This window comes from Candidatus Nitrospira salsa (genome assembly GCF_965152625.1).
This window is the reverse complement of sequence record NZ_CBCUCO010000004.1, coordinates 625,997-651,540: the sequence shown is the minus strand read 5'-3', so window position 1 is coordinate 651,540 and position 25,544 is coordinate 625,997. Positions and strand designations below refer to the sequence as shown.

The window sequence follows — 25,544 nt, the reverse complement described above, 5'->3', positions numbered from 1 at the left end:
ATTATGGCTAAAAAATCTCAAGCAGATATCGCGATCATTGGCGGAAGCGGACTCTACCACATGAAAGGGCTTCAACGAGTTCGGGAAGTCCGGGTCAAAACACCGTTTGGCTCACCTTCCGACCGTATCGTCCTTGGCTTCGTTGAAGGTCGACGCGTGGCATTCTTAGCCCGACACGGTCGCGGCCACAAAATTTCACCAACCGCCATCAATTATCGCGCGAATATCTATGCATTGAAGTCGCTCGGAGTCACACAAGTTTTTTCCATTAGTGCTGTGGGAAGCATGAAAGAAACGATTAAGCCTGGGGACCTGGTCTTACCAGACCAATTCATTGATCGAACCACGCAACGTTTGAGTACCTTCTTCGAGCAGGGGGTCGTCGCCCATGTTTCGTTCGCTGAGCCAATCTGCTCAACGCTCTCATCCACACTAGGTAAAGCCTCACAGGAGGTTGGGTCCACGGTACACCGGGGAGGAACCTATGTGTGTATGGAAGGCCCACAATTTTCGACCAAAGCCGAATCAAAGCTCTATCGCCAATGGGGTGTTGATATCATTGGCATGACCAATATTCCAGAGGCTAAACTCGCACGGGAAGCCGAGTTGTGTTATGCCACATTGGCGTTGGTGACAGACTATGACTGCTGGCACGAAACAGAAGAAGCGGTGTCAGTGGGCGCCATTCTTGAAATCATGCACAAAAACGTCGAGGTCGCCCAGCAAGTGTTAAAAGCTTCGATCAGATTAGCTCCTGAAACGCCACAATGTTCATGTCAAACGGCATTAGAGCATGCACTTGTGACAGCACCAGAATCCATTACCACATCAGTCAAAAAACGATACCAACTTTTCTTTGCTCGACAATGGAGTAAAGCACAGACTACGAAGGGATAAGGTTATCATGGGAAATTTATTAGTGGTCGGTTCAATGGCATTCGATACGGTACGGACACCCTTCGGAGAGGCCAATGATGTCTTAGGCGGGTCCGCAACCTACTTTTCCACGTCCGCGAGCTTTTTTACAGACGTAGATTTGATTGCCGTTGTGGGAGAAGACTTTCCCGAAGAGCACCTCACGTTCTTGCGAGAACGTGGCATTAATCTGGCTGGCTTAGAAAGACGAGATGGGAAAACCTTTCGTTGGAAAGGTGAATACACCTACCAACTGAACGAGGCCCAGACTCTCGAAACTCACCTCAATGTCCTTGAAACATTTCGCCCTAAAATTCCAGAAGCCTATTGTAACCCCAATATGCTTTTTCTTGGGAACATTGACCCCGATCTCCAAATGGATGTGCTCAATAAGGTCACGCGGCCATCAATCGTCGCCTGTGACACGATGAATTTTTGGATTGACGGGAAACGTGATGCACTCTGGAAAGTTCTCGAAAAGATTGATATTCTAATCATCAATGACGGCGAGGCTCGCGCACTTGGGGAAGATCCCAATCTCGTTCAAGTTGCCAAACAGATTCTTTCGAAGGGGCCTAAACACCTGATCATCAAGCGAGGTGAATACGGAGTGTTGATGTTTACCGGCAAACAAGTTTTTGGCGCTCCGGCGTTTCCACTTGAACAAGTCAAAGACCCAACTGGTGCGGGCGATACATTTGCCGGCGGATTTATGGGACACCTGGCTTCAACGGGAGATCTGACGGACGAAGGGTTACGACGCGCCATCGTTTATGGCAGTGTCATGGCCTCTTTTAATGTCGAAGCTTTTAGCTTGGATCGTCTTCGTCATTTAGACCGAAAAGAAATTGACGACCGGTTTCGAGAATTTAAACGGCTAACCCATTTTGACGACCTTTCATGACGCCGTCGCAATTTTTGAGTATTTCTTGCCTTCTCTTTATCGACGAGAGATTGGCAACGTATACCGGGCCTAAGCACCGCAAAGTCCTAGCATGAGCAATCTCCAAGATGAACCTACGATGACCTCGTCCGACTCAATTGGGGTCCATCTCAAAAAAATTCGCGAAACCCAAGGTCTGAGCCTTGATCAGGTTGCCTCGCTCACGAGAATTCAATCCAAATTTCTTCAAGCCTTAGAAGACGAAGAGTTCCAGTTATTACCGGAACGAGTCTTTACGCGAGGATTTGTTCGAACGTATGCGCGGTCTCTTGGGATCAGTGAAGACGATACTTTACGTCGATTCTCGGAAAGCTCCAGTGAATATTACCAACAGGGGCAAAAGGCCCAGCATCAAGCTCAACTCCAAATTCAAGAAGAAAAGCGAGGAAAGCTCAATCGAAATCTGGTCATTATTATCTCTATCATTATTTTAGTTGCTTTAGGCTTCTTGTTACCCAGCCAGCAACAAAGCCTTCCACCGAGCCCATCACCAGATCAAGAACATTCGGAAATGGCTTCTCCCGATCTAGCCAATGTCGAGAAACCCAAGATTCAGCCAGAGGAAACGGAACTCAACAGTTTACCGCTGGAAGAAGAGAAGTTCCCCCTCACTGATCAAGAGTCTCAAGCTGATCTCGACCTGAGTCCCCTGACTCCACCTCCTGCCATTCCAGAAACGCCAACACCCTCTGCAGCCCCTGCAGAATCAATCTCGACGTCAACTGATCCTATTCGTCTTGAAATTCAGGCCACTCAACTTACGTGGGTTGTGGTCAAGTCTGATAACGATGATCCAAAAGAAGCCCTCTTACAACCTGGGCAGACGGCCACTTGGGAAGCACAACAGCAATTCACGCTTACATTGGGCAATGCAGCCGGATCTGTCGTCAAGCTTAATGGAGAACCTCGAGGACCATTCGGCAAACCAGGTCAAGTTGTACGTGAAGTTGTCCTGAAACCCTAAATGACGAGTCAGCCCACGACCCTCAGTATTAGCATTCTTTTCACGAGCTTCACGCTATTCGCTTTCACCACGGTCTTCGCCCTACCACCGGAACACAAACCACTCAAACCTCGCGTTCCAATCGAGCACCGTGCCTATTACAGAAGCCTGCATGCCCCGATGTATCAGGATTCACACGATGCCACAAGCGAAATACTTGAAGCCGGCTCAAACATCTACCAACGTGTCTGTGTCAACTGTCATGGGAAAAACGGCAAAGGCAACGGGATTTCCGCAGGATTCCTCCCAGTGCTCCCGCGTGACTTTACCAACTGCCTCTTTCAACATAAGCGAACCGATGGCGAATTATTCTATGTCATCAAATTTGGAAGCTGGCCAATGCCTCCCATGGTACCTTCAATTACCGAAGATGAGGCTTGGAGCGTGATTCCGTATATTCGAACCTTTTGTCCAAAATAGCCAAAAATCCTTTGAGAATTGGTTATTATTACTTATGAATAGTCCCTCATTTGCACGCAAAACACCACTGGTTGCATATTAAATTCAATATCGCAGCTCACTTTTAGATCTTTCCTTGACAGCAAGAAAATATGGTTGATATATTGGAAAGCCTGTGAGTTTTTCACGACTTACAAAGTCCTCATCTGACTCTAGACTTTGTGATGAAGTAAGATTTTATTGCTAACGTTGTTTCTATTTTTTAATGTTAAGTTAAGGAGGCCTTCATGAAGCTCTTTTTGCGTGCGACTGGGTTCTTGACTGCTGTGTTGTTTCTCTCTGCAGGTATGGCCATTGCCGGCCCTGAAAAGGATCCACTTAAGCCCCGCGTTCCAGCAGACCAACGCGGAGCGGCTAAAAAAATGAAAACAGATTTGTACAAAAGAGCCGCCAAAGCATCCGACGAGATTATCGCCGAAGGAAAGAAAATTTTTGAAGGAAAAGGCACATGCGTCAACTGTCATGGTAAATCAGGAAAAGGAGACGGACCAGCAGGAGCCGTGTTAACCCCAGGGCCTCGTGACTTCACGAATTGTAAATTCCACAAGAAACGGAAAGATGGTGAAATGTTCTGGGTCATTAAGAATGGCAGCCCTGGAACCGGGATGGTCTCCTTGAATCCAAGTGCCATCAACGATGACGAAACCTGGAAAGTCATTGCTTACGAGCGAAGTCTTTGTAAAAAGTAAAAGAATACTTTAATCGAGAATTGAAATCACGACAATACCCTCGGTTGAAATACGTTAAAAAAAACCCTGCCCAGTAATGAAGCTGGGCAGGGTTTTTTTATTGACTGTAACTCAAAAAATGTCCTCTCCTACTTGCCGATATTGACAGGTCCTGAATTTCTTGATTAGACTGCTAATAGTGCTTTCATTCGTCTCAATTCAATGTAGCTAAGGGAGTACCACACTCGTATGACTAAATCCAAGACACGCTCACTGGATGAAGACAGGCAAACGTTGCAAACGAAGATCCAAGAGCATAAAACAAATAATCAAGACACACAGGGAAACCGGACAGTTCGCTCACTTCGAAAACGCCTCAAGCGTATTCAACGAAAAGTTCGAAGCACAAATGCGAGAGAAGCCAAAGCGGCTGCCAAGAAAGCGCCAGCCGCAGAATCATAAATACAGGCGCGTGTAACGGCATCACGGATCAGAACAATCAAAGTTCATCTCAAAGAGAAGGTCATAGGACCATCACTAGCGGTAACAGATAGGGTGAAGGAAGGAATTTCACATGAGTGACGAAATTAAAGATTCACAAGATGAACCAGAAATAACAGAAGCTCAAGCAGACCCTACCGATCTCAATGTGAGTGACGAGTTTGTTGACGAAGTCGCTGATGCTGTCACTGCTGAGGACGACACGCCCCTCACCGAAGCCAGTGCGACGGAAGAGGGATCTGAGGAAGAAGCCGAGGAGGAATTTGAAGAAGAAAAAGTCAAAGATGAAATTGATATCCAGATCGACTTACTTCAAGACCCCGAATGGGTCGTTCGCCAAGAAGCCGTCATTACCCTCGGTGAAATGGGTGATGAGCGATGCATCGAACCACTCGCCCGATGCTTGCGAGATGGCGACTGGCAGGTCAGAGAAGCCGCAGTTGAAGCCGTAGCCATGATCGGTTCACCCGCGGTCGACATACTGCTGAGATATTTACGGGATTGGGACTCACGGAAATATGCGATCAAAGCCCTTGGCAAAATTAACGATGAACGTGTTCTCGACCCACTTATTTCTATGCTGAAGAATGATGAATTTAAAGATGACGCCACCAATGCGCTTGCGGAACTTGGACTTCCAGCGGTAGAAAAGCTCATTAAAGCACTCAATGATAAAGATGAGTTTGTACGAAAACAGTCGATTCTCGCACTGGGAGAGATCAAAGACCCAGCAGCAGTCGATCCCCTCATCGAAAACCTCAAAAATGATGATTGGTGGATTCGCTTAACCTCTGCGGCCGCCTTAGAAAAAATCGGTGACCCGCGGGGACGCGACGCGATCAAACCACTGTTGAAAGATCCTGATGTCGTAGTCCAAATGCGAATCGAGCGAATGCTGAGTGCTTGGAAAAAACAACCAGTGAATGCATAAGACAGGAAAAGAAAACTCAACAAAGGTGAACGTCAAATAGATACAGGTCCACCTTTTCTTCAAGAGAAACTACGGGAGTAATTCATCAAGCTTGGCCTGAACCAGGTCAAGCGTTTCTCGTGAAACACCCTCCCCTTGAACTAGACGTTGTTGCGCCTCAAGTATTTCGTACATAAGTTCTTCCACTCGTTTCCCTACGTGGCCATTGCCTTCAGCAGCTTTCGCATTACCTAAATGTTCAAACGCTAGACCCAATTCCTTAGCTGCATCCTTGTACTGATGGTCCAACAATTTAGATTTCCCTTCGATAAGCCGTGCCTTTGCCTGAAGAAACTCTCGTCGCAACGAAAGTTTCTGGTCTAATCCTATTGTCTGTTCAATCACGTCTCCTGATAAATCCCGTATCTTCTGCTTAATCTCGTCGGGACGTTGCCCTGTGTAGTATCCAAGGCTAAACACCGCGGCCAATACGACCAAAAAGAGCAACATCTTCACAAGACACCCCCGCATTACAGGACATTAGAGAAACGTGACATCATAATACACCATAAAGGGCCGTTATTTAGCGTTATCATGAAAATCTTAGAGGAATGGTTTTGGGAATGGCCACCATGAACTTCAGAGATTTGAGGCGCGAAATTACGCTGTCTTGGCTACTTTAGATTAGCTCGTTAGATGGGGACAGAGGCCTCAACATTAGCTCTCTCTTCGGTACATACAGGATTACCGAGTAAAGTAGCCAAGCTTCCTGACTCTTATAAATTAATTAGATTCGTTACAGATGTGTGAATTCAAGTATACCAGTATTAATTCGTCTATCAAGAATCCACTTCGAGAGCAGGACCAAGCACAATGCGATAACGACAAATCTCTTAGGAGGGCTAAGCATGCCCAACTGGTTGATCCCCGCTTGATTGAGCTAGCGATGCGACCACAGCAAAACGTTCTCCAATAATGCGAGTCACACGATTCATATGCTGAGTCAACTCTTTGGCTTCCTGTGGCTGAAGATCACGCTGAAACTGAGGGTGAATGCCCCACCACGAATCAATTTCTTCTCCTGAAACTTTTGACATCACACGAACGAGTTTAATGGTCTGAGTTCGCTCTGACCCATCCTGGGGAATCGTCGAAGACGAATCTGAAGGTTCACTGACTTCTGTCTCTACAGACTCTGTGCTCTTGGACTGAGACGATGAAGCTGTCGCATCTTCAAATAGTTTGCTCAATGCTGGAACAACGGAACTGACACATAACAACGCGGCAGATGTTAGCCCCTCACTACCTGAAGCTTCCATTTTGCCCGTAACTCGGACGGCAAAGGCTTGAAAAAAGGCATCACGCTCCTTACTTTCTTCAGTCACCACAAATTTATGTCGCTCATAAATCTGCCGACTTTCGGACACCGTCTTGCCAATCGCTAACGTCACCTCCATATCATCGATTTCAGTGGCACTCATGGTCGGTGCTAAATTCGTGCGCAACTGCGCGCTCACAGAATCTTCCAGACTATTCATAAACTCCGGTTGATCTTGAATAGGGATATGGAACGCGGACAAACGATCAATAAGATTAAATTGCACGCGGAGGAACTCTAAATAGACTTCCCACTCTTGCGTGCGATTAAGCTTCAACGAATGCTTCTGGTCGGTTCGCTTCATCAACGCAACCGACTCTCTAGCAACACCAAGCATGGTATCGGCAAGGTCCTTCAAGATAGGTCCATAGGTTTCAGTTAATTTCATAGCGCCGCCTTACATGAGAGATAGTAAAGCAAAAGTATACCGCATACTTTCTGGACCTGTCCAAGGTATCACGAATCCGTGCATTGAAGGCAGAGTTATGTATTTCTTCTATGACTCTCACGCTGATTTCCCGTGGAAATGGGTAGGCATCGTCGATGATACTGGACAGAGAAAGAATTCTTCGCCATAAATGAAATGCCCGAGAAAAGCCTGGTTATTCAAAGAGTATGGCTAGTATCTCATTGAAACTTTTAGGGTTCGCGGCAAGAATGACCAATCATTGCAACCCCAGAACTCGTATGCTATACACGCCACTAGAAGGAAAAAACGTATTTTGTCGCTTGTGGAAGAAAAAAATGTATCTCGTTGTTCGTATCTCGCATTTCGTGAGAAGATTTTTCTATTTTTTCTTTACGAGATACGATTCATGGGCAACGAACAACGCATGTCGAGACGAGCATCGATTTCAAATATTGGGGTCTTCATGACACGCGAGGCCTCACCCTTCACTCAATTCAGCATTTACGAGTATTTATGGATTCAGTAACTCCGGGCTCAAAACTTTATGTATTGAAACGTCCGGCGGCGGATGCCCCAGCACCAACACTATCTCTCAATTACGCCGAGGAGTTGAATCCTCAACAATTAGCTGCCGTCGAAGCCGTTAACGGTCCGGCATTGGTCATCGCTGGAGCCGGAAGCGGCAAAACACGGACGCTTGTCTATCGGGTGGCTCGGCTCATTGATTTAGGCATCCCCCCCGCCTCAATTCTCTTACTCACCTTTACACGAAAGTCGGCACAAGAAATGCTCGACCGAGTGGGGTATTTAATTGGAGGCAGAAGCGAACAGGTGGCTGGAGGCACCTTCCATTCCGTCGCCAATATTTTATTGCGGCGTTACGGTCGCTCCGTGGGACTCGAGCCAGGCTTCACCATTCTCGACCGTGGAGACTCAGAAGATCTCATCAACCTACTTCGCGGACAACTGGGCTTAAATGATGTCGGAAAACGGTTTCCCCGAAAACGCACGATCGCCGATATCTACAGTAAGAGTGCGAATACGCTTGAAAGTGCGGAAGATATTCTACTGAATGACTATGCTCACTTTGGTGAATTTTTAGAAGAACTCACCAAACTCCAGCAAGCTTATGAAACAGCCAAGCGTCAGCGTCAATTAGTAGATTATGATGATTTACTCGTCAAACTTCGTGAACTTCTCCACACTGACGAAACCGCTCGTCACAATATTTCTCAAGTTTTTCGGTATATTTTAGTTGATGAATACCAAGACACGAATCGGCTACAAGCCGATGTGGTTCGAAAACTGGCAGCCACTCACGACAACGTGATGGTCGTTGGCGACGACTCTCAATCGATCTATGCCTTTCGGGGAGCGACATTCCGAAATATTATGGAATTCCCGACATTATTTCCCGATACCACGATTTACAAACTCGAAGAAAACTACCGTAGCACTCAACCCGTGTTACAACTCGCTAATCGCCTCATCGAACAGGCTCCAGAAAAATATACAAAAGAACTCTTTACGAAAAAACTAGAAGGACCGCTCCCTGTTCTGGTGCAAGCCACTGGAGAAAATGCCCAATCACGATTTATTGCGCAAAAGATTTTGGAACTCAGAGAAGAAGGCATCGCGCTTGATGAGATCGCCGTCCTCTTTAGATCCAGCTTTAATGCCTTCGATCTTGAGTTAGAACTCACTCGTTGCAATCTTCCATTTGTGAAACGAGGCGGTTTCAAATTTATTGAGACCGCCCATGTCAAAGACCTCTTGGCGCATCTCAGAGTCATGCATAACCCACTTGATACGGTCAGTTGGAATCGCATTCTCCTGTTGATCGAAGGGGTCGGCCCGAAAAAAGCCAAAGATGTCCTCGTCGCACTCCTCAATACCGCGCGGCCTTACGAAGTCCTAAAAGGCGGAACAGGACGATCAGCTCATGGCCTTCGGCAACTGGCATCACTGCTCGAAGCTGTCGCTGAACACGACACCTTGACCCCAGCCGAACTCATTGGCGAAACCATGGAATACTATCTGCCGGTGCTCAAAGATCAATACGATGACTATCCTAAACGGATTCGAGACTTAGAGCATCTGAGCGTCATGGCTGAACGCTACCACCAATTGAGTGATTTTTTAGCAGACCTCACGCTCGAACCGCCAAATGAAAGTATCATCGACATCGAAGCCCCGGATCGTGACAACGAACGCCTCGTCCTCTCGACCATCCATTCAGCCAAAGGCCTGGAATGGCGATGCGTGTTTGTCATCTGGCTCGTTGATGGACGATTTCCTTCCGCCTATTCATTCGCTGAAGACGATGAACTCGAGGAGGAGCGTCGGCTCTTGTATGTCGCGATCACTCGTGCCAAACAAGAATTATTTCTCACCTATCCCATTAATGTGTACGACAAAATGACCGGATCGGTGCTATCAAAACCTTCACGATTTCTTGATGACATTCCGTCATCGTTTATGGAAACCTGGAATCTCATCGAAGAAGATCAATCGTATCATTGGAGCTAAGAAGAGGATGTGGAGACGACAAACAACCGCAATCATTCTATTCGCAATAACAACAAGCATTCTCGTGACAATTGCCCCTCAGTCCATATGGGCTGAAGAAGATCAGACGTCAGCTCGAACTCAGGCCCAACACCCATGGCCCGTACTCGTTGAACAGGCCGAAGCCCATGGTCTGCCAACGGAATTCCTCAAAGAAATTGACCCAAAATTTGTCACCGTGGTTTTTGAAGACCTCCGAACCTATGCCGCGGAATATCACCCGGAAGACCATCGGATGATCCTGAATATGCGGCTCTCGTTTAACAAAGCCGGCGGCGTCTTAGCCGAACTGAATCGTATGACTCACCATGACCTCGGCCTGCTGTATCATGAATTATTTCATGCATACCTGGACTTTCTTTTTTCCGCGCCCGATCCCCAAGCGCTCAGCCCGACAGGTCAAGCAATTCTCAATTTAGCCAACGATCAATTGCGCTGTCACTATCGTTTTGTCCGCATTAACCCCATTCGCCAACGAAAGGCGGCAACTGAACTAAGGTTTCTCTCTAAAGAAGATGCCTGGGAAGTGCTCAACGAAACATGGGCGGTCTTTGTCGGGTGGGCTGTCTGGAGTAAATTGGAAATCTTCAAAGGCGATATGACCAACGCCACCTGGAATCCTGAGGCAGTAAGAAACTGGAGCCAGCGACTGACACAAGCCTCACAAAGCGGTGAACTGCTCGGGTACTATGAACCTGACGACCCTGAAGAGCGTCGCGTAGCCAGAAAACGATTCATCGCCCCATCAAACGGTATGACTACCCAGGACGTCGAACGAATCCTGACGGATATTCTCAAATCGCCGCCAGAGATCGTCCAAGCCTCAACCGCCGTCATGGAGCAGGCCCAAGCCGCAGGCGAACCACCACCGTCATGTGAGTAAAGCGAAACCCAATAATACCAATCCGAACAATGCTGTCCGACACAACGCAGGTCATACAACAAAAGTTCGAAGAAATTTAGTCCGGCTTTAGGAATCGCATCTAGCTAGACTTCGATATTTAATCCATGCTAGCTTCAATTTGGCTTGGTCAAGGAATTTTGCGCCTGTAGCTCAGTGGATAGAGCACTGGCCTCCGGAGCCAGGTGCCGCAGGTTCAAATCCTGCCAGGCGCACCACAAAAGCGTGAAACGTTGCTCGTATCTCGTAAAAACTCTCTTTGCTTTTCACGAAATACGCTTCACGAATAACGAGATACGTTTTTTTATCCCTCTCGGTGGGTCGTTAGCTCAGCTGGTAGAGCAGCTGACTCTTAATCAGCGGGCCACAGGTTCGATCCCTGTACGACCCACCAATTTTTCAACGTAAGCGCAAGACACTGCCTGAGCATATAATAACTTAAGGTATGGCTGTCATATCGAAACACGCTGAAGAACTCCTCCACGACTCTATCCTCACTGAAATAATACAACGATTAACAAATGCATTTCACCCGGAAAGCATCTACCTGTTTGGTTCTGTTGCACGCGGAGAAGCAGGACCGCACAGCGACTACGACTTGCTTATGGTGCTTAAGGATTCATCGCTGCCGCGGTATCGGCGCGATCAAGAAGCATTCAGAGTCCTTACAGGAGTAGGGGCATCTAAAGATATTCTTGTTCTGACGAAAAAAGAGTTCGAGAGTCAACGAAAAGCGCCCTCTTCCCTCCCAGCCACTGTCGAGCGGGAAGGGATTCTTCTCTATGCAGCCTGAAACTACAGCCGAAGCGAAAGCGTGGTTTCAAAAAGCAGCCAACGATCTTCGCGGGGCCGATATCGATCTAGCGGCCAACCCACCACTTATCGAGGATGCACTTTTCCACTGCCAACAGGCTGCAGAAAAATCTATGAAAGGCTTCCTTGCAGCCCACGAGCAGGTTTTTCGAAAAACCCATGATCTTGATGAACTGGGCCAAAAGTGCGAAAATATTGATCCCAGTTTAATATCCATACTCACAACGGCTCGCGACCTTACAGTTTTTGCTTGGGAATTCCGGTATCCAGGAGACACCGAAATTCCAACAGAGGGGGAAGCTAAAGATGCACTTGCTACCGCCCAGTCGGTATTTGATGAAATCTTGTCGCGTCTACCTGAAAGTGTTCGACCCTAGCAAGTAATTGTGTGTTAACTAGATTACTTTTTGCATTTAAGGCGTCTCCAAACGAGTAAGGCAACGAAAAGGGAGAGAACACAGTATGGCGAAACACTCGGGAGATGAGATGCGTGCCGAATATGACTTTTCCCAATTGAAGGGTGCTGTCAGAGGAAAGTATTACTCCAGGGTGAAAACGGGCACGAATCTCATACTTATCGATCCCAATCTTGCAAAGCTTCCCAACAGCGAATTTGAAAAATGAATACGTCCCCCTTGTCCTCTTTGGCATTGTTAATTTAAGGTATATACGATAAACTCGTCTCCCTCACCTTATCATGGAGGCGACTATGCTGAATTGCCCTCGGTGTACGAGTCCCGACAAAGTGAAAAGTGGCTTCAAGAGCGGACGGCAACGCTACAAGTGTAAAGCGTGTGCGTTCTTTTTTACCGTTGCCCAGAAATCCGATACGGCCACTCCCGCCCAACGCCGTTTGGCATTGACCCTGTATTTGGAAGGCTTGGGGTTTCGATCTATTGGGCGAATCGTGGGCTTTAGCCATGTCGCAGTCTATCAGTGGGTGAAAGCGTTTGGGGAAACCGTGGAGTCGATCAAGCGACCGGCCGCTCAGATTGTCGAACTCGATGAATTGCATAGCTATGTGAGACATAAAAAAACTACTGTTGGGTCTGGCTTGCTGTTGATCGACTTGGCAAACGCTTCCTCGCTGCTGTCACTGGCACGCGAGGCGTCGTGACCGGAGCCCGTTTATGGAAGACCATCAAGCACCCACGGATTGCGCAAGTGATGACCGACTATTGGGAACCGTATGAACACTTCCTCCCGCCGACGAAGCATGTGCAGTCCAAAGCGGAAACCTTCACGGTCGAGGGCTACAATAGTTTGTTTCGACATTTTCTGGCTCGCTTCCGTCGGAAAACCAAATGTTACAGCAAAAGCGAAACGATGTTGCGGTATTCGGTGCACCTCGTAATGGCAAAATGGAACGGTGAGCTGAAAGATATCTTAATTTAACAATGCCTCCTCTTTATTATTCATAAATGGTATTTCGTGGGAAGTAAAGAAGCTCTTTATGCGAGATACGAGCGACGAATAACGAGATACGAATCTTAAATCAGCGGGCCACAGGTTCGACCTCTGTACGACCCACCAATTTTATCGATGGCTTATGTCTGTTTGACCTAATCCATTTTTATTGAGGCGGGCGAATCTGGGTTAGATCTTGCGCTGCAAAACAGCTTAGTGAGTTGACTCAACATCAAATCGAGTTTGACGTTTCCCCACATCCTTAACAGGCCTTTTCCGACCATTCGAGACTCCGTTAACGATAAGAACAATCGCTTCATTTAACTCTGACACGGTTCATTCCATATCAGCGGCCTTACATTTCATAAATCTTGATGGATTCACTTGACATCGTAAATAATTCTGCAAAAATTCTTATCCATATCTACTGTAGTTGGGGTTATCCAAGTTGTTTGAACCAGAGTAATTGCCATTTTTCAGCTCGACGTAAAGTAAAGAAATGACCAAAATCCAACTTCCAGCTGCACCGAAAATCTTTCACAGGAACCAGCGTTCGTCAGCTTGGAGCTCGCTTAGCATAAGATTAGAATTGCAAAATCTTCTAAAACCGATAAAACTAGATCTGACCCTAAGACTGTACACAAAACTGCTCACAAAGATCAGTTCAATTTCCAACAAATTAGACATAATCAAGAAAAAGTTACCGGAGAGTCTGTCCAACTAATTTTTCCAATTTTCTTGAATTCAAGTCAATCGCATCGAAAATTTATTGATCAACCGACCGCCGAAGTGCTTACAGTATCGGGCGCCCTACGAAGTCTTTCGCGAAGCCCGTGGTACACTTGACGGTTGAATGTGGGATCAGAGCAAAATCCATAAACAGATCCTACAACAGGTTTTCTCAAGAACTGGTGCTTATAACATATTAGAAAGTTGTTCCTTTAGTTCCCGTCACCTACTGACTCCTGAGCCTCTGAGGAAAACCAGGAAAAAGCTTATTCTCTTTTGTTGAAGAATCAGAAGAAAAGGGAAAGTATGGACTTAAGACTAGCAGATATTGAAATTCCAGAAGATAAACCGTTCAAAAATGATCAACTAGGTCGTAATAGAGAGATAGCTCAGCTTACCCAAATAATTTCTACTCTTGACCAACCTTCTGTCCTAGCCATTGATTCCAGTTGGGGAACAGGAAAAACAACCTTTCTTCGTATGTGGCAGGCTTCTATAAGAAAGGAATTTCCCTGCCTGATTTATAATGCTTGGGAAAACGATTTTACCGCAGACCCCTTAGTCTCTTTCATTGGAGAATTAGAAAAGGAACTTGATCTATTTGAAATAAGCGATCCTAAAGTAAAGAGAAAATTAAAGAGGGCACTGGGTGAAACGAAAAAAGCAGGTGGAACATTTCTAAAAAGAGCCCTTCCACTTATGCTGAGAGTTGCCTCAGGAGGCATCTTATCAGTAGATGGAAAAGTTTTAGATCAATTGACAAACCTCACCGAAGGACTTGCTGAGGATTTTTTCAAAGAATACGAAAAAAGTAAAAAGAGTATTAGCGCCTTTAAAGAAAAGTTGGAGGATTTCATTAATTATCTTGGAGAAACTAAATTCGAGGGAAAACCTTTTATTGTATTTGTCGATGAGCTTGATAGATGCCGACCGCCCTTTGCCATTCAGCTTTTAGAAAGAATAAAGCACTTTTTTAATGTTAAGGGAATGGTCTTTGTTCTGGCCATAGACAGAAAGCAACTTGGGGAATCTATGAAAGTCGTCTATGGCAGCGGAATGGATGTCGCAGGATATCTTAGGCGGTTTATAGACATTGATTACAAATTAAAACAGCAATCTGGACCTGAGTTTTCCAATTATCTCTTTCAAACGATGGGAACTAATTCTCTATTGAGCAGGCTGAGAATTGATGAACACAAAAACGAATTTTTGAATGAATTTAAAGACCTTTCTCAGCTTTTATCATTATCTTGTCGGGAACAGGTTCACTTATGTTCTCGGTTCAATTTATTCTTGCGAATGACCCAAGACGACAGTTTTCACCACTCATCATTCGCATTGGTACTTATAGCCATAAGGGTTAAAGAGGAAGATTTTTATCAAGAAATTGTGAAGGGAACTACTTCTCCGTATGACATACTGCTTAAAATAAATTCCCTTTCAGGTAGGGAAGATTGGCGTTTCAACTTGCAATGGGGCAGTAGCTTAGACGCCTTCCTCAGATCAGCCAAATACACCCCAGCTGCAATTAGGGAGGAATTGCAAAGATTTGAGAAAACACAAAAAGAAGAAAACTATCTCCAAAAACTGCAAGAAAACTTACAGTTAAGATACCAGGAAGGTGTATATACTACCTTGCGTAAGCTAGGTTCTAATGGGAAACAATTATTCGTTCAATTAGTCGATAAAATTGAACTCATTGGAAGGTTTGACTGGAATGATTAGGACTTGAAAGATGAAAAAATGTGCACTAATTATTCAAGTCCTTTAAAGGCTTAGGCGCTAATTCTAAGTGCAACACTTTCAGCTGGGATCGCTTAAATGTAAATGGGGTCAAATCTAAATGGGGTCAAATCTAGTTTTATCGTATAGAAAAATGTATACTGACGCATTATGGCTAGACCGTTACGAATAACATTTGACGGGGCGTGGTACCACGTGATGAATCGCGGGGCTGGGCGCAAGGCGGTCTTTACCAATAACGAGCAGCGCGAGTACTTCTTGGCTTTATTGGCCGAAACCTCTGACCGTTTCAACGCAGAGTGGCATGCCTACTGCCTGATGGACAATCATTACCATTTGCTGGTGCGCACGCCAGAGGCCAATCTGCAACGGATCATGCGGCACCTGAATGGGTTGTATACCCAGTTCTACAATCGAACGGAAGGACGAGACGGTCCCTTATTTCGAGGGCGGTATAAGGCCATCTTGGTCGAAGCCCAGGCGTATTGGACGCAATTATCCCGCTATATTCACCGGAATCCATTGGAGGCCGGACGAGTGAAACGGCTTGATCAGTATCGATGGTCCAGTTATCTCGCCTACATCGGCACACACACACGTCCGCCATGGCTTACCTGCGCCTATATCCTAAAATCCCTGTCCTCCAGGAGACCGATTGAGGCCTACAAAGCCTTTGTCGCGGAAGGCATTGATGACGAAATATTAGAGTTTTATGCCAAGAGCAAACAACCGCCGGTTCTGGGAAGTGATGCGTTTAAACAGACCCTTAAATTACGGAATAAAAAGGTTATTGATGTGCCAGATTTGCGAGAGGCACGGGTCAAGCCAACGGTTACACGCATCATCGAAGTCGTCGGTCAACGTCTGAATGTCAATCCCAAGAGCATAAGGACATTAAAAAGGGGGCGAACGTCAAACAACCCGGCCCGAGGACTCGCGATGTATCTGTGTCAACGGGAGGCGGACATGAGATTGGGAGAGATTGCCCAGCGATTTGGATTGAAACATTACGCCAGTGCGAGCAGCAGCATTCGTCAGTTTGAGACGCGGTTGGCCGAAACCCAATCGTTACAACGGCATGTGAGGCGTATTAAACGGGATTTGGCTCGTTCTTCCTCTCGAGACACGCGATGAAAGCTATAACCTTTACAGAACCCGGCGGCCCTGAGGTGCTGCAAGTGACTGACGTGCCAGACCCTCAACCGAAGGCCCATCAACTTCTCGTGCGCGTTCACGCTACGGCCCTGAATCGAGCCGACCTCCTCCAGCGACGTGGCCAATATCCGCCGCCACCAGGAGAATCTGACATTTTAGGCCTTGAGCTGGCAGGAGAAATTGAGGCATGTGGAAAAGCCGTGGAGGGATTTGCTCCAGGTGAGAACATTGTTGCCTTAGTCGGAGGCGGTGGGTATGCGGAACTCGCGGTGGTTGATTACCGGCTCGCCATGAAAATTCCTGAAGGGCTCTCGTTCAACGAAGCCGCCGCCATCCCTGAAGCCTTTTTCACGGCTCAGGAAACGGTATTGACTCTTGGAGGGCTTCAATCCAGAGAAACCGTGTTGATTCATGCCGCAGGCAGCGGCGTGGGGACCGCTCAGGTACAAATGGCAAAATCCATTGGCGCATACGTGTTAGTCACAGCGGGGACTACAGAAAAATTACAGATGGCCGCACAGCTCGGCGCTGACGCCGGCTGCAATTACCAAGAGCAGGACTTTGCCGAATGGGTACAAATGCAGACCGAGGGGAAAGGCGTCAATCTAGTCGTAGATCCCGTCGGTGCCGTGAATTGGCAAAGAAATTTGCACTGTTTAACACCGCTGGGGCGACTGGTGATTTTTGGACTGCTGAGTGGAGAGAAACAGGAAACCGACTTGAGACCGTTGCTAACGAAGCGGCTGACCGTGAAGGGCACAGTGTTACGGACGAGATCTGTGGATGAAAAAATTGCTATGACTCAACGCTTTGTGAAACGGTGGCTCGCGCATTTTGCCAAGGGCACGATTCGTCCCGTGATCGATTCCGTCTTTCCACTATCCAAGGCATCCGACGCGCATCGTTATATGGAAGCCAATCGGAATATCGGAAAGATTGTATTGGATGTCCGAAACTTCGAATAGCAAGCCTCTTTAACTATAGCGAATCCAAATAAGTTTCAGCTGGGCATGCCACCTCACGCAGTGCAAGTTTTCATCTCAAACATCCGAAGGTTCTACACGCTTGGATTATCGCGAATCCACATACGTTCAGCGAAATTATGAGGAATTTCACTGCGGTCCCCACGTTCATGGAATCGGCGATAACTGACCATGACCGACGTCTTCTCACACCTATTGGATCTCAAGATTAGACAAGTTGGCGCTTTATCGTTTCGGTATAACTGAGCCGGCTATAGGCTAACGAACATCTGTGAGAAACGAGGAGTCTAATTGTAGGGCGGCTGGTTTGGTGCTAGTGGGGAATCGAGCAACTGGGTGAGGCGGTCATACCACACATTCGCCATCTTGGTGTAACCGCTTTCGTTGGGGTGGAAAGCATCGACAAAATCTCCATCGGCATCTTGAAGATGGTAATCAATGTCTGCACCATTCTCCATGTCGACAACCAGGAGTTTATCGCCATTTGCTATACGAGTTTCTGCCATCGCTGTAAGCTGGGTATTATAGTGTGTGTAGATCGAGCTTATAGGCACCTTATTGATTATAAGAGCAAGGATCACAGTCACGTCTGAGCTGTACTGGTCAATTTCATCGAGGAGCTGACTCACTTCCATAACGATATCGCTTGGTTCTTGGCCAGACCTCAGATCATTCGTCCCGATGTGCAGAAGTACGATTTTAGCTGGATTCGCCTGAAGAAATACCCTGACTCTATCTCTAACCCAGTCAGCGGTCTTGTCATAATATCCTTCGTGCTCCCGGTCAAAATCAAATGGGATATCAGATGAGGCACAATCGTCTTGGGGATGCGTCTGACTTCCAACAAAATTCACCACATGATTCGCCTGACTCAGTTTGCGATAAAGAGAATACCTGTATCCGAGGTCACAAGCGGGAGGAGGAACGGGGCAACAGCCTTTCGTGAGAGAATCGCCAAGAGGCATGATAGTGTATTCTGCCGAAATTGAGTCCTTCCAAGATATGACTGCAATACTCGTCAGAAAAACCAAGCACATTACCAGAAGCACAATGGATACTCTTCCAGTCATGACTCCTCTCTCGTGTATGCGCGTCTAGTTTTTACGATCTACTAAGGATCTAGAAAACCTTACCCTCTATTATCTAACCCTCTTCAACACCGAGACAGTACGTCAGATTTCACATGGTCAACAAGCATTTGAGCCTGACGAGACGATCCGCTGCACCTTCATGTTGGCAAATTGGGAAAGATCAAACAAGACCTTTTTCACGGAACTTACCGATAATAGCGATCAACAGTTTCAAGTGGGTTTTATGTCGAATTGTTTTTTCTGATTTTTGTTCATAGTAAACAGACCTTTTCGGCTAATTCATCGATCAAGACTTTTTGATTTTCAGAATAATCAACCGGTACGTCAACCAAATGGACCCCACCCGTCTCAAACGCTTTTTCTAATATGGGAATCAACGCATCTGCCGCCTCAACACGATGGCCAGCGGCTCCGAAACTTTCTGCATATTTCACAAAATCGGGATTACCAAAATCCAGCCCCCAGTCCTGAAATCCCGACCCAGTCTGCTTCCAGCGAATCATCCCATAGGCGTTATCATTCAATACGACCACCACAAGACTCAGCTTTAACCGCACGGCGGTTTCCAACTCTTGACTATTCATCATGAACCCGCCATCACCACAAATGGCCATGACGCGACGATCCGGGAACAGCATGGCCGCCATCATCGCCGACGATAATCCCGCGCCCATCGTGGCCAAGGCATTATCCAAGAGCACGGTATTGGGTTGATAGGCTTTATAGTTTCGCGCATACCAGAGTTTATACATCCCATTATCCAAGGCAATAATGTCGTGTTCACCCATGACTTTTCTCGTATCGGCGACAATACGCTGTGGAATAATTGGGAAACGCGGGTCATGAGCGCCTTCGGTTATATGCGATTCTATTTCAGCACGGATTTTCTCGAAATAGGATGTCTCGCATGGCACTTCACCGCCAAGTTTGTGTTGTAGGCGCTGAATGGAACGAGCCAAATCGCCCACCACCTCGACCTGCGGGAAATACACTTGATCGACTCGCGCCGATTTATAATTCACATGAATGACGTTCTTCCCACCTACCTTCATAAAGAATGGAGGTTTTTCAACGACGTCATGCCCAACATTGATAATCAAATCGGCACGTTCAATGGCACAATGCAGATAATCTCCATCAGACAACGCCGCTGTGCCCAGGAACAGCTTCGAACGTTCATCGACCACGCCTTTACCCATTTGCGTGTTAAAGAAGAACAGACGCGTTGATTGCACAAAATCACAGAGTGCGTGACGCGCATGTTGGCGGTTGGCGCCAGCTCCGATCAGAATCAGCGGCATCTTAGCGTCGTGAATGAGCTCCACGGCTTTATCCAGCACCGCATCATCGGCGACGGCATAATAACGCTCATGGGGTTTCACGACTTGTTCGTCGGTCTCTTCCGCAGCAATATCTTCCGGCAACTCGAGCAACACGGTGCCAGGACGCTCCTCTTCTGCTAAACGAAAGGCTTCACGGACAATGGCAGGAATAGTATTGCCATGGACGATTTGTTTTGACATTTTGCAAATCGGCTCAAACAAACTCACAATATCAATAATCTGAAATTGACCTTGTTTGGATTTCTTAATTGGCTTTTGGCCGGTAATCATAATCAGTGGCATCCCGCCAAGATGTGCAAAAGCTGCTGGTGTCGTTAAATTTGTTGCGCCTGGCCCGAGGGTCGCTAAGCACACACCAGCCTTACCGGTGAGGCGTCCGTAGGTTGCCGCCATAAAGGCCGCACCCTGCTCATGACGCGTGAGCACAAGCTTGATACTCGATGACCGCAATGATTCCAGAAGGTCCAAGTTTTCCTCACCAGGAAGAGCGAAAATATATTCCACACCTTCCGCTTCCAGTGATTGAACAAACAAATCAGATGCCTTGACAGACGTACTCGACCGACGACCCTTGTGAGTGGACAAACCCATATGACTAGTCCTTCCTCGAACAGTTGCTACTCAGATGAAAAAAAGATAGGCATCCAATTATTCCGATCCCAATCGCGGTCTGCCTCGCGGGAGAGGAGACACGCGCCGATTCATTTTCTTAGCCAATCGGGTTTTAAAACGGTCACTGCCTAATACCCAAGCTTTATTGGTCGCCTCTCGGATTTCTTCTAACGTTTCCCCGCTCAGATGATGCCGAAACAATGCACGGTAGGCTTTCTGTCGTTCCACCGCTGTTCGTCCTAACCCGCGATATAACGCGTGAGGCGTCAAGAGCGGATCTCGTTTGCCATTCGCATGAGCATGATAACTCGACCACAGGTATTCTCGCGGATGAACGACCATGTCCGCTCGAACGGGGTTCAGCTCAATATACCGACAACAGGTGAGAAAATACGAATCACCATCGATCAACGTGGCTCGATAACGACCTTCCCATAATGTACCCGTCCGCTGATGGCTGGCATTCACATGCTGGACATACCGCCTTCCCAGCGATTGCAACGTCTTGGGCAAACTTTCAGGCTGATCAGGTGTCAGGAGCAGATGCACATGATTCGTCATCAACACATAAGAATGAATGGCACACCCGTATCGAGTAGCCGCCTCTGTTAGGAACTCCAGGTAGAGCGGATAGTCAGATTTTTTGAAAAACAGGGCTCCACGATTGTTCCCCCGCTGAATCACGTGAAGAGGATAGCCTGGAGCAAAAAATCGAGGCAAACGCGCCATAAAATCCCCCCTTAGGTTAAAGCCAAGACGGAGATATAACATAATGCATCAATCAAGTCGAGTCTGACCCCACTTATATTGTATTGTGCGCAGACTCATGGTATAAGAATAGAGTTGGATTATTGCTCACTTTCCGATCCTGACCTCCATGGCTAAGGCAAGTAAACGGAAACACTCAGACGCTTCAGGACGTGCGACAAGCCATGCCTCAACTGCTGAGTCGAAATCGATTCCCCCACTCAATATCGCCCTTCTTGTGCTGGTAACCGCTGGCATTCTTTTGACCTCTTACCTTACGTACGTCGCATGGTTCGAAGACCATCCGGCCTTTTGTAGTGAGGGATCTGGCTGCGATTTAGTCCAGGCCAGTCGCTGGTCGACACTACTCGGCATTCCCATGGCCTTCTATGGCCTGCTCACCTATATCTTGCTGGCTAACATCATCTGGAACAATCGAACTAAGTCCAAACACGGGCGGCCATTGGTGTTTGTCACAATCTGCGGGTTTGCCATTAGCGCCTATCTGACGATCGTGTCAGTGGTAGAGATTGAGGCCACCTGCCCTTACTGTCTCGCCTCGTTTGCCATCATTACGACCATGATGGTTCTGGCAATTGCTCAGCGATCGACCAACTGGGTGAATTCCGTCAAAGAGGCTTCTGTGGTGGCTCTACTCATTGTTGGAGTTCTGCACTTGCACTATAGCGGTCTTTTTAGTGCGGCAGCAGGGCCAGAAGATCCACAACTGCAAGCCCTGGCGGTTCACCTCGACAAAACAGGGGCCAAATTTTATGGTGCGTACTGGTGCCCTCGTTGTCAGGAACAGAAAGAAGTGTTTGAAGCCTCGGCAAGGCGGCTTCCTTACGTCGAGTGCAGCTCTGGCGGACGCGGAAGCGCTCTGACCCCACCTTGTGCCAAAGAGAAAATTCGAAGCTATCCCACATGGATTATCGGCGACCAACGCTACACGGGCCTACAGACCCCTCGCTCACTCGCCTCCGCCTCCGGCTTTACCTGGAAGGATGACTATAGCGAATCCAAATAAGTTCCAATTGAGCCATGGGATTTTCAACGCGGTATCTAACCCGTCAAGGGTACGGAAATTATTGAGTCGGCTATAGCTCAAGCCAGAGGCATTCTAAAAAACAACACGCAAGTATTAGGACTTACTGCTAGGTCCGTCAATTCTCTTATCCACGACATATGGTCGAAGACCGCCAACTTTTTTCATGACCTCATCAAACTCTTTCTGAGGGACCTTAAATTCCTTGAGGGTATTGGCGATATGTTTGGCCACAATATCAAATTCTTTGTCCGTGATCCCAAGACCTTCATGTGTCAGTTCCAACGGACGATTGATTTTCTTACAAGGCCCACCGGTATTGAAACAGAGTAAGTTCTTGTTCTTTTGTCGTAATTGATTTCTGGTATCGGTTCCCATACCAATAAAATACCGTCCAACGACCGGATCATCCCATATTCTTTCAAGAAACTCGTCAACGACAGCTGAAATCGCGTCGTAACCGCCAAGACGATCATAAAGTGATTTTTCTTGATCAGCAAAACTCACGGACTGAAACGCCCCTCCAATTAGACAAACTGCACTCAAACACACAATGATTCGATAACGGCGCAGAAAACTGTCAGTCATAAACATTCTCCTTAGATGAAAAAATAGGTTGCTCATGGATATATCATGACTCAGGGGAAATACATCATGTCTCCCTGTAAACTGTTGGATTTTGTCCAATAAGAGACCACAACACATGTGGTAAACCTCTATACCTTCATCGTACCATACAAATCCTCGTACTTTCCCAATCCTCGACTGACCTCACCGAACCTCTGACGGTTATCCGTGGGGCTCTCTTTAAAACCAAGGCGACCGTTCGGATGCGTGATCCCCCACCCAAACTATGACGTTCGAGCCTTTGCGAACGTGAGATAGAGCGACGCGGATATCCCGGATGATCCGAAAATCATACACATGACCATGATCTGATATTTCGTCGCCACAAGTGGGGAAACACCCGAGAGAATTTGCCCGGTCATCATCCCTGGCAACGACACCAAACCAACGGCAAATAACGAATTGATGACAGGAATCAGCGAGGAGTGCAAGGCCGCATTTCTCGCCTTGACATACGAACAGGCCTTTTCATATTCAGCCTCAAACCGTTCAGCGGCCAGGCTCACGGTATTCATACAACTGGCAAAGATCATTCCTGCAAGCGGCACGACATAACGAGGGAAAAACCACGGTTGCACCTCCAACACCAACTGACTCACTAGGACGAGCGTCGAAACTCCACCGATCACAATGGCACCTAAAGCATTTCGATACAAGTAGGGTTGCTTGTTCTTGAGAGGACGCAAGGCAATCCAACTGGCCGCACCCAGCATCACCATCAATACAAACACGATGACACCTGACTGCTCTGCCTCGAAAATATACGTCAGTACATATCCAATAAGCAGCAATTGAACGAGCATTCGTGCCACCGCATACACCGCCGTTTGTCCATCCATGGTCCATCGATACAAAATGACAATCACGATTATCGCTGGCACGAATGCCCACAGTAACCCCGAAAATGAGACAGCTTGGATAGACGTATTCATACGTATCGCACCTTTCGGCGTCAGGAAGTGGTCCAATGATTGCTTAAGATTGTCTTCTTGTCACTTGAGAATTCAATGAATCATTTCGCATATCTTTCAGGTAGAATTTCAAAAATTGCGAAAGTATCGATGAGTATGAAATTAACAAATGGTCGACTCATCTTAACGAAACCTATACTCTAGACGACTCACTCCCCAATCACTAGAGTATAGCGAAACCAAGTTAATGACCGGCCGAACTATATATCTTTCCAATATGCCCAATATGCGATGACAATTGCTCAAGAGGGAGTCTTCTCTGTGCGTTACCAATGTGACGGATATAGCCAGCTATAGTCGACCAATATTCATGTTATACAGCCAAATTACTTGCAGGCAGACGTTTGGCGAAAGAATCATACTCAACAACACAATAAATCAAACACCATGAATGACACGACCACATACCATGGCACAGCACTTTTGTCATACGGGTTTCGACCGTTCTTTTTATTGACCGCTTTGTTTGCCGGCCTCGCCATTCCTGCCTGGGCACTCATCCTTTCCGGTGCAACTGATATTGAATTTCTTTATCCATCCCGTGATTGGCACGTACATGAAATGGTCTTTGGGTTTCTGCCTTGCGTGATCACAGGATTTCTTCTCACAGCCATTCCCAACTGGACCGACCGCCCTCCAATAAGCGGGCTCCCATTAATGCTGCTTGTGATTGCATGGCTGCTGGGTCGTGCGGCCATCGCCACACACTGGCTTTATCCTCTTTTTGTCGCCATCACGGATGCCGCCTTTCTGACTATGGTGGCCGGAGTTGTGTGGTATGAAATCGTGACAGCGAAAGCCTGGAATCGGTTGCCGATAGGGGTCATCATCAGTCTGTATGCAAGTGCCAATATCCTCTTTCATGTATTAGCTCTTAGCCAAACCAACACTGACCTGGCCGCAAGAATCGCACTCGCGCTCATGATGATGCTCCTTACGCTGATTGGTGGACGTATCACTCCCAGCTTTACCGAAGACTTCTTTGATCAACATGGCTTATCAAATCGACCAGCACCTTTTTCTTATATTGACAGCATCTCGATTGCGCTCGTTGGGATCGCCGCATTGGCATGGGTTATCTCTCCAGAATCACTGGTGACTGGCACTGCATTGGTATTAGCAGGATTGATCAATAGCGTTCGCCTGATGCGCTGGCAAGGATGGGTCACATGGCCTGAACCACTTGTGTGCATTCTTCATATTGGATATGCATGGCTCGCGATCTCACTGTTCATCTTGGGAATTTCAACTCTTGGCATTGGGCTGTTGATCGAAGATGCCCTGCACGCGCTCACGACCGGAGCAATCGGGGTCATGACCTTAGCAGTCATGACCAGGGCCAGCCTCGGTCATACCGGTCGGCCCAAACAGGCAAATGCCGTAACCGTCCTGATCTACCTTCTGATCAACATCGGAGCAATTCTACGGGTATTCGGACCAAGCCTCCATCTACCGGAGCCCTTTTTGCTCAATGTCGCGGCAGCATGCTGGAGTGGAGCGTATGTGGTGTTTGCCATCGTCTATGGACCGATTCTTTTAAAACCGAGTCTGGACGAGCCATAACCCAATCCCTGATAATAGAGGTGTGAGTGCTTGAAAATACTATATAAAATGGCTACAAAA

25 protein-coding genes and 2 tRNA genes are annotated in these 25,544 nt (G+C 47.2%); 20 read left to right on the top strand and 7 right to left on the bottom strand.

Annotation, left to right across the window (positions count from 1 at the left end; genetic code table 11):
* The first annotated feature begins 3 nt into the window (after nt 1-3).
* From mtnP to ACWQXP_RS17075, 7 genes are all read left to right on the top strand, one after another.
* Nucleotides 4-897: an S-methyl-5'-thioadenosine phosphorylase gene (gene mtnP / locus ACWQXP_RS17105; RefSeq protein ID WP_454064074.1), complete on the top strand. Its 894-nt coding sequence runs from the start codon at nt 4-6 to the stop codon at nt 895-897.
* Between the two features lie 7 nt (nt 898-904).
* Nucleotides 905-1,819, top strand: coding sequence for a PfkB family carbohydrate kinase (locus ACWQXP_RS17100; protein ID WP_454064073.1), 915 nt, complete (start codon nt 905-907; stop codon nt 1,817-1,819).
* A gap of 118 nt (nt 1,820-1,937) precedes the next feature.
* On the top strand, nt 1,938-2,822 hold the full coding sequence (locus tag ACWQXP_RS17095) for a helix-turn-helix domain-containing protein (protein WP_454064072.1): 885 nt from the start codon (nt 1,938-1,940) through the stop codon (nt 2,820-2,822).
* Entirely contained in the window at nt 2,823-3,281 is a 459-nt protein-coding gene (locus tag ACWQXP_RS17090; RefSeq protein ID WP_454064071.1) for a c-type cytochrome, read from the top strand.
* Between the two features lie 266 nt (nt 3,282-3,547).
* On the top strand, nt 3,548-4,009 hold the full coding sequence (locus ACWQXP_RS17085) for a c-type cytochrome (RefSeq protein ID WP_454064070.1): 462 nt from the start codon (nt 3,548-3,550) through the stop codon (nt 4,007-4,009).
* A gap of 228 nt (nt 4,010-4,237) precedes the next feature.
* The gene (locus ACWQXP_RS17080) at nt 4,238-4,450 is read left to right on the top strand and encodes a hypothetical protein (protein ID WP_454064069.1); all 213 of its coding nucleotides are present in this window, start codon (nt 4,238-4,240) and stop codon (nt 4,448-4,450) included.
* Between the two features lie 112 nt (nt 4,451-4,562).
* Nucleotides 4,563-5,420 carry a HEAT repeat domain-containing protein gene (locus ACWQXP_RS17075; RefSeq protein WP_454064068.1) on the top strand — a complete coding sequence of 286 codons (858 nt, stop codon included), beginning with the start codon at nt 4,563-4,565 and terminating at the stop codon, nt 5,418-5,420.
* A gap of 69 nt (nt 5,421-5,489) precedes the next feature.
* Here the strand turns inward: ACWQXP_RS17075 and ACWQXP_RS17070 are convergent, their stop codons facing one another.
* Together ACWQXP_RS17070 and ACWQXP_RS17065 are read right to left on the bottom strand one after the other, a co-directional pair.
* Entirely contained in the window at nt 5,490-5,915 is a 426-nt protein-coding gene (locus ACWQXP_RS17070) for a hypothetical protein (RefSeq protein ID WP_454064067.1), read from the bottom strand.
* A 386-nt stretch (nt 5,916-6,301) separates the two neighbouring features.
* Entirely contained in the window at nt 6,302-7,165 is an 864-nt protein-coding gene (locus ACWQXP_RS17065) for a hypothetical protein (RefSeq protein WP_454064066.1), read from the bottom strand.
* Nucleotides 7,166-7,699: 534 nt separating this feature from the next.
* Between ACWQXP_RS17065 and ACWQXP_RS17060 the strand changes: the two genes are divergently transcribed.
* The 11 genes from ACWQXP_RS17060 (at nt 7,700) to ACWQXP_RS17010 (ending at nt 17,467) form a co-directional block, all read left to right on the top strand.
* Nucleotides 7,700-9,715 carry an ATP-dependent helicase gene (locus ACWQXP_RS17060; protein WP_454064065.1) on the top strand — a complete coding sequence of 672 codons (2,016 nt, stop codon included), beginning with the start codon at nt 7,700-7,702 and terminating at the stop codon, nt 9,713-9,715.
* Between the two features lie 64 nt (nt 9,716-9,779).
* Entirely contained in the window at nt 9,780-10,637 is an 858-nt protein-coding gene (locus tag ACWQXP_RS17055; RefSeq protein ID WP_454064064.1) for a hypothetical protein, read from the top strand.
* Between the two features lie 160 nt (nt 10,638-10,797).
* Nucleotides 10,798-10,873, top strand: a tRNA-Arg gene (locus tag ACWQXP_RS17050).
* 100 nt (nt 10,874-10,973) lie between these two features.
* Nucleotides 10,974-11,049 (top strand) — tRNA-Lys (locus tag ACWQXP_RS17045).
* Between the two features lie 51 nt (nt 11,050-11,100).
* Complete coding sequence (locus ACWQXP_RS17040; RefSeq protein WP_454064063.1) at nt 11,101-11,448, top strand: nucleotidyltransferase domain-containing protein; 348 nt, start codon at nt 11,101-11,103, stop codon at nt 11,446-11,448.
* The gene (locus tag ACWQXP_RS17035; RefSeq protein ID WP_454064062.1) at nt 11,438-11,845 is read left to right on the top strand and encodes a HEPN domain-containing protein; all 408 of its coding nucleotides are present in this window, start codon (nt 11,438-11,440) and stop codon (nt 11,843-11,845) included. The genes ACWQXP_RS17040 and ACWQXP_RS17035 overlap by 11 nt, the downstream gene beginning before the upstream one ends.
* 85 nt (nt 11,846-11,930) lie before the next feature.
* Nucleotides 11,931-12,092 carry a hypothetical protein gene (locus ACWQXP_RS17030; RefSeq protein WP_454064061.1) on the top strand — a complete coding sequence of 54 codons (162 nt, stop codon included), beginning with the start codon at nt 11,931-11,933 and terminating at the stop codon, nt 12,090-12,092.
* Between the two features lie 88 nt (nt 12,093-12,180).
* Nucleotides 12,181-12,863, top strand: a protein-coding gene (locus tag ACWQXP_RS17025) for an IS1 family transposase (RefSeq protein ID WP_454064725.1) whose coding sequence is annotated in 2 segments (ribosomal slippage) — nt 12,181-12,504 and nt 12,507-12,863 — 681 coding nt in all. Because the reading frame shifts where the segments join, the coding sequence is not laid out codon by codon here.
* 1,047 nt (nt 12,864-13,910) lie between these two features.
* On the top strand, nt 13,911-15,329 hold the full coding sequence (locus ACWQXP_RS17020) for a KAP family P-loop NTPase fold protein (RefSeq protein WP_454064060.1): 1,419 nt from the start codon (nt 13,911-13,913) through the stop codon (nt 15,327-15,329).
* Nucleotides 15,330-15,497: 168 nt separating this feature from the next.
* Nucleotides 15,498-16,481 carry a transposase gene (locus tag ACWQXP_RS17015; RefSeq protein WP_454064059.1) on the top strand — a complete coding sequence of 328 codons (984 nt, stop codon included), beginning with the start codon at nt 15,498-15,500 and terminating at the stop codon, nt 16,479-16,481.
* Nucleotides 16,478-17,467, top strand: coding sequence for an NAD(P)H-quinone oxidoreductase (locus tag ACWQXP_RS17010; RefSeq protein WP_454064058.1), 990 nt, complete (start codon nt 16,478-16,480; stop codon nt 17,465-17,467). Before ACWQXP_RS17015 ends, ACWQXP_RS17010 begins: the two co-directional genes overlap by 4 nt.
* A 305-nt stretch (nt 17,468-17,772) precedes the next feature.
* On the opposite strand, the gene ACWQXP_RS17005 is transcribed toward ACWQXP_RS17010, so the two are convergent.
* The 3 genes from ACWQXP_RS17005 to ACWQXP_RS16995 all read right to left on the bottom strand — a co-directional run bounded on the left by ACWQXP_RS17005 (nt 17,773) and on the right by ACWQXP_RS16995 (nt 21,260).
* Nucleotides 17,773-18,450, bottom strand: a complete 678-nt coding sequence (locus tag ACWQXP_RS17005; RefSeq protein WP_454064057.1) for a GDSL-type esterase/lipase family protein — start codon at nt 18,448-18,450, stop codon at nt 17,773-17,775.
* A 377-nt stretch (nt 18,451-18,827) separates the two neighbouring features.
* Nucleotides 18,828-20,510, bottom strand: a complete 1,683-nt coding sequence (locus tag ACWQXP_RS17000; RefSeq protein WP_454064056.1) for an acetolactate synthase large subunit — start codon at nt 20,508-20,510, stop codon at nt 18,828-18,830.
* A 57-nt stretch (nt 20,511-20,567) separates the two neighbouring features.
* The gene (locus ACWQXP_RS16995; RefSeq protein WP_454064055.1) at nt 20,568-21,260 is read right to left on the bottom strand and encodes a transposase; all 693 of its coding nucleotides are present in this window, start codon (nt 21,258-21,260) and stop codon (nt 20,568-20,570) included.
* Between the two features lie 148 nt (nt 21,261-21,408).
* Between ACWQXP_RS16995 and ACWQXP_RS16990 the strand changes: the two genes are divergently transcribed.
* Nucleotides 21,409-22,305 (top strand): vitamin K epoxide reductase family protein, encoded by an 897-nt coding sequence (locus ACWQXP_RS16990; RefSeq protein ID WP_454064054.1) that lies wholly within the window; start codon nt 21,409-21,411, stop codon nt 22,303-22,305.
* A gap of 114 nt (nt 22,306-22,419) precedes the next feature.
* On the opposite strand, the gene ACWQXP_RS16985 is transcribed toward ACWQXP_RS16990, so the two are convergent.
* Both ACWQXP_RS16985 and ACWQXP_RS16980 read right to left on the bottom strand, forming a co-directional pair.
* Nucleotides 22,420-22,911 (bottom strand): group I truncated hemoglobin, encoded by a 492-nt coding sequence (locus ACWQXP_RS16985; RefSeq protein ID WP_454064053.1) that lies wholly within the window; start codon nt 22,909-22,911, stop codon nt 22,420-22,422.
* A gap of 263 nt (nt 22,912-23,174) precedes the next feature.
* Nucleotides 23,175-23,882 carry an ABC transporter permease gene (locus ACWQXP_RS16980; protein ID WP_454064052.1) on the bottom strand — a complete coding sequence of 236 codons (708 nt, stop codon included), beginning with the start codon at nt 23,880-23,882 and terminating at the stop codon, nt 23,175-23,177.
* A gap of 426 nt (nt 23,883-24,308) precedes the next feature.
* Here ACWQXP_RS16980 and ACWQXP_RS16975 point away from each other — a divergent pair, with 426 nt between their 5' ends.
* Nucleotides 24,309-25,484 carry an NnrS family protein gene (locus tag ACWQXP_RS16975; protein ID WP_454064051.1) on the top strand — a complete coding sequence of 392 codons (1,176 nt, stop codon included), beginning with the start codon at nt 24,309-24,311 and terminating at the stop codon, nt 25,482-25,484.
* The last annotated feature ends 60 nt before the right edge of the window (nt 25,485-25,544 follow it).

Bases quoted from the DNA above. Each gene is read 5' to 3' on its own strand.
- ACWQXP_RS17005 (WP_454064057.1), bottom strand. From the start codon at position 18,450: ATGCCTCTTGGCGATTCTCTCACGAAAGGCTGTTGCCCCGTTCCTCCT.
- ACWQXP_RS17100 (WP_454064073.1), top strand. From the start codon at position 905: ATGGGAAATTTATTAGTGGTCGGTTCAATGGCATTCGATACGGTACGG.
- ACWQXP_RS17060 (WP_454064065.1), top strand. From the start codon at position 7,700: ATGGATTCAGTAACTCCGGGCTCAAAACTTTATGTATTGAAACGTCCG.
- ACWQXP_RS17085 (WP_454064070.1), top strand. From the start codon at position 3,548: ATGAAGCTCTTTTTGCGTGCGACTGGGTTCTTGACTGCTGTGTTGTTT.
- ACWQXP_RS17065 (WP_454064066.1), bottom strand. From the start codon at position 7,165: ATGAAATTAACTGAAACCTATGGACCTATCTTGAAGGACCTTGCCGAT.
- ACWQXP_RS17030 (WP_454064061.1), top strand. From the start codon at position 11,931: ATGGCGAAACACTCGGGAGATGAGATGCGTGCCGAATATGACTTTTCC.
- ACWQXP_RS17010 (WP_454064058.1), top strand. From the start codon at position 16,478: ATGAAAGCTATAACCTTTACAGAACCCGGCGGCCCTGAGGTGCTGCAA.
- ACWQXP_RS17015 (WP_454064059.1), top strand. From the start codon at position 15,498: ATGGCTAGACCGTTACGAATAACATTTGACGGGGCGTGGTACCACGTG.
- ACWQXP_RS17040 (WP_454064063.1), top strand. From the start codon at position 11,101: ATGGCTGTCATATCGAAACACGCTGAAGAACTCCTCCACGACTCTATC.
- ACWQXP_RS17080 (WP_454064069.1), top strand. From the start codon at position 4,238: ATGACTAAATCCAAGACACGCTCACTGGATGAAGACAGGCAAACGTTG.
- ACWQXP_RS17075 (WP_454064068.1), top strand. From the start codon at position 4,563: ATGAGTGACGAAATTAAAGATTCACAAGATGAACCAGAAATAACAGAA.
- ACWQXP_RS17095 (WP_454064072.1), top strand. From the start codon at position 1,938: ATGACCTCGTCCGACTCAATTGGGGTCCATCTCAAAAAAATTCGCGAA.
- ACWQXP_RS17035 (WP_454064062.1), top strand. From the start codon at position 11,438: ATGCAGCCTGAAACTACAGCCGAAGCGAAAGCGTGGTTTCAAAAAGCA.
- ACWQXP_RS16980 (WP_454064052.1), bottom strand. From the start codon at position 23,882: ATGAATACGTCTATCCAAGCTGTCTCATTTTCGGGGTTACTGTGGGCA.
- ACWQXP_RS17020 (WP_454064060.1), top strand. From the start codon at position 13,911: ATGGACTTAAGACTAGCAGATATTGAAATTCCAGAAGATAAACCGTTC.
- ACWQXP_RS16990 (WP_454064054.1), top strand. From the start codon at position 21,409: ATGGCTAAGGCAAGTAAACGGAAACACTCAGACGCTTCAGGACGTGCG.
- ACWQXP_RS16985 (WP_454064053.1), bottom strand. From the start codon at position 22,911: ATGACTGACAGTTTTCTGCGCCGTTATCGAATCATTGTGTGTTTGAGT.
- ACWQXP_RS17000 (WP_454064056.1), bottom strand. From the start codon at position 20,510: ATGGGTTTGTCCACTCACAAGGGTCGTCGGTCGAGTACGTCTGTCAAG.
- ACWQXP_RS16995 (WP_454064055.1), bottom strand. From the start codon at position 21,260: ATGGCGCGTTTGCCTCGATTTTTTGCTCCAGGCTATCCTCTTCACGTG.
- ACWQXP_RS16975 (WP_454064051.1), top strand. From the start codon at position 24,309: ATGAATGACACGACCACATACCATGGCACAGCACTTTTGTCATACGGG.
- mtnP (WP_454064074.1), top strand. From the start codon at position 4: ATGGCTAAAAAATCTCAAGCAGATATCGCGATCATTGGCGGAAGCGGA.
- ACWQXP_RS17090 (WP_454064071.1), top strand. From the start codon at position 2,823: ATGACGAGTCAGCCCACGACCCTCAGTATTAGCATTCTTTTCACGAGC.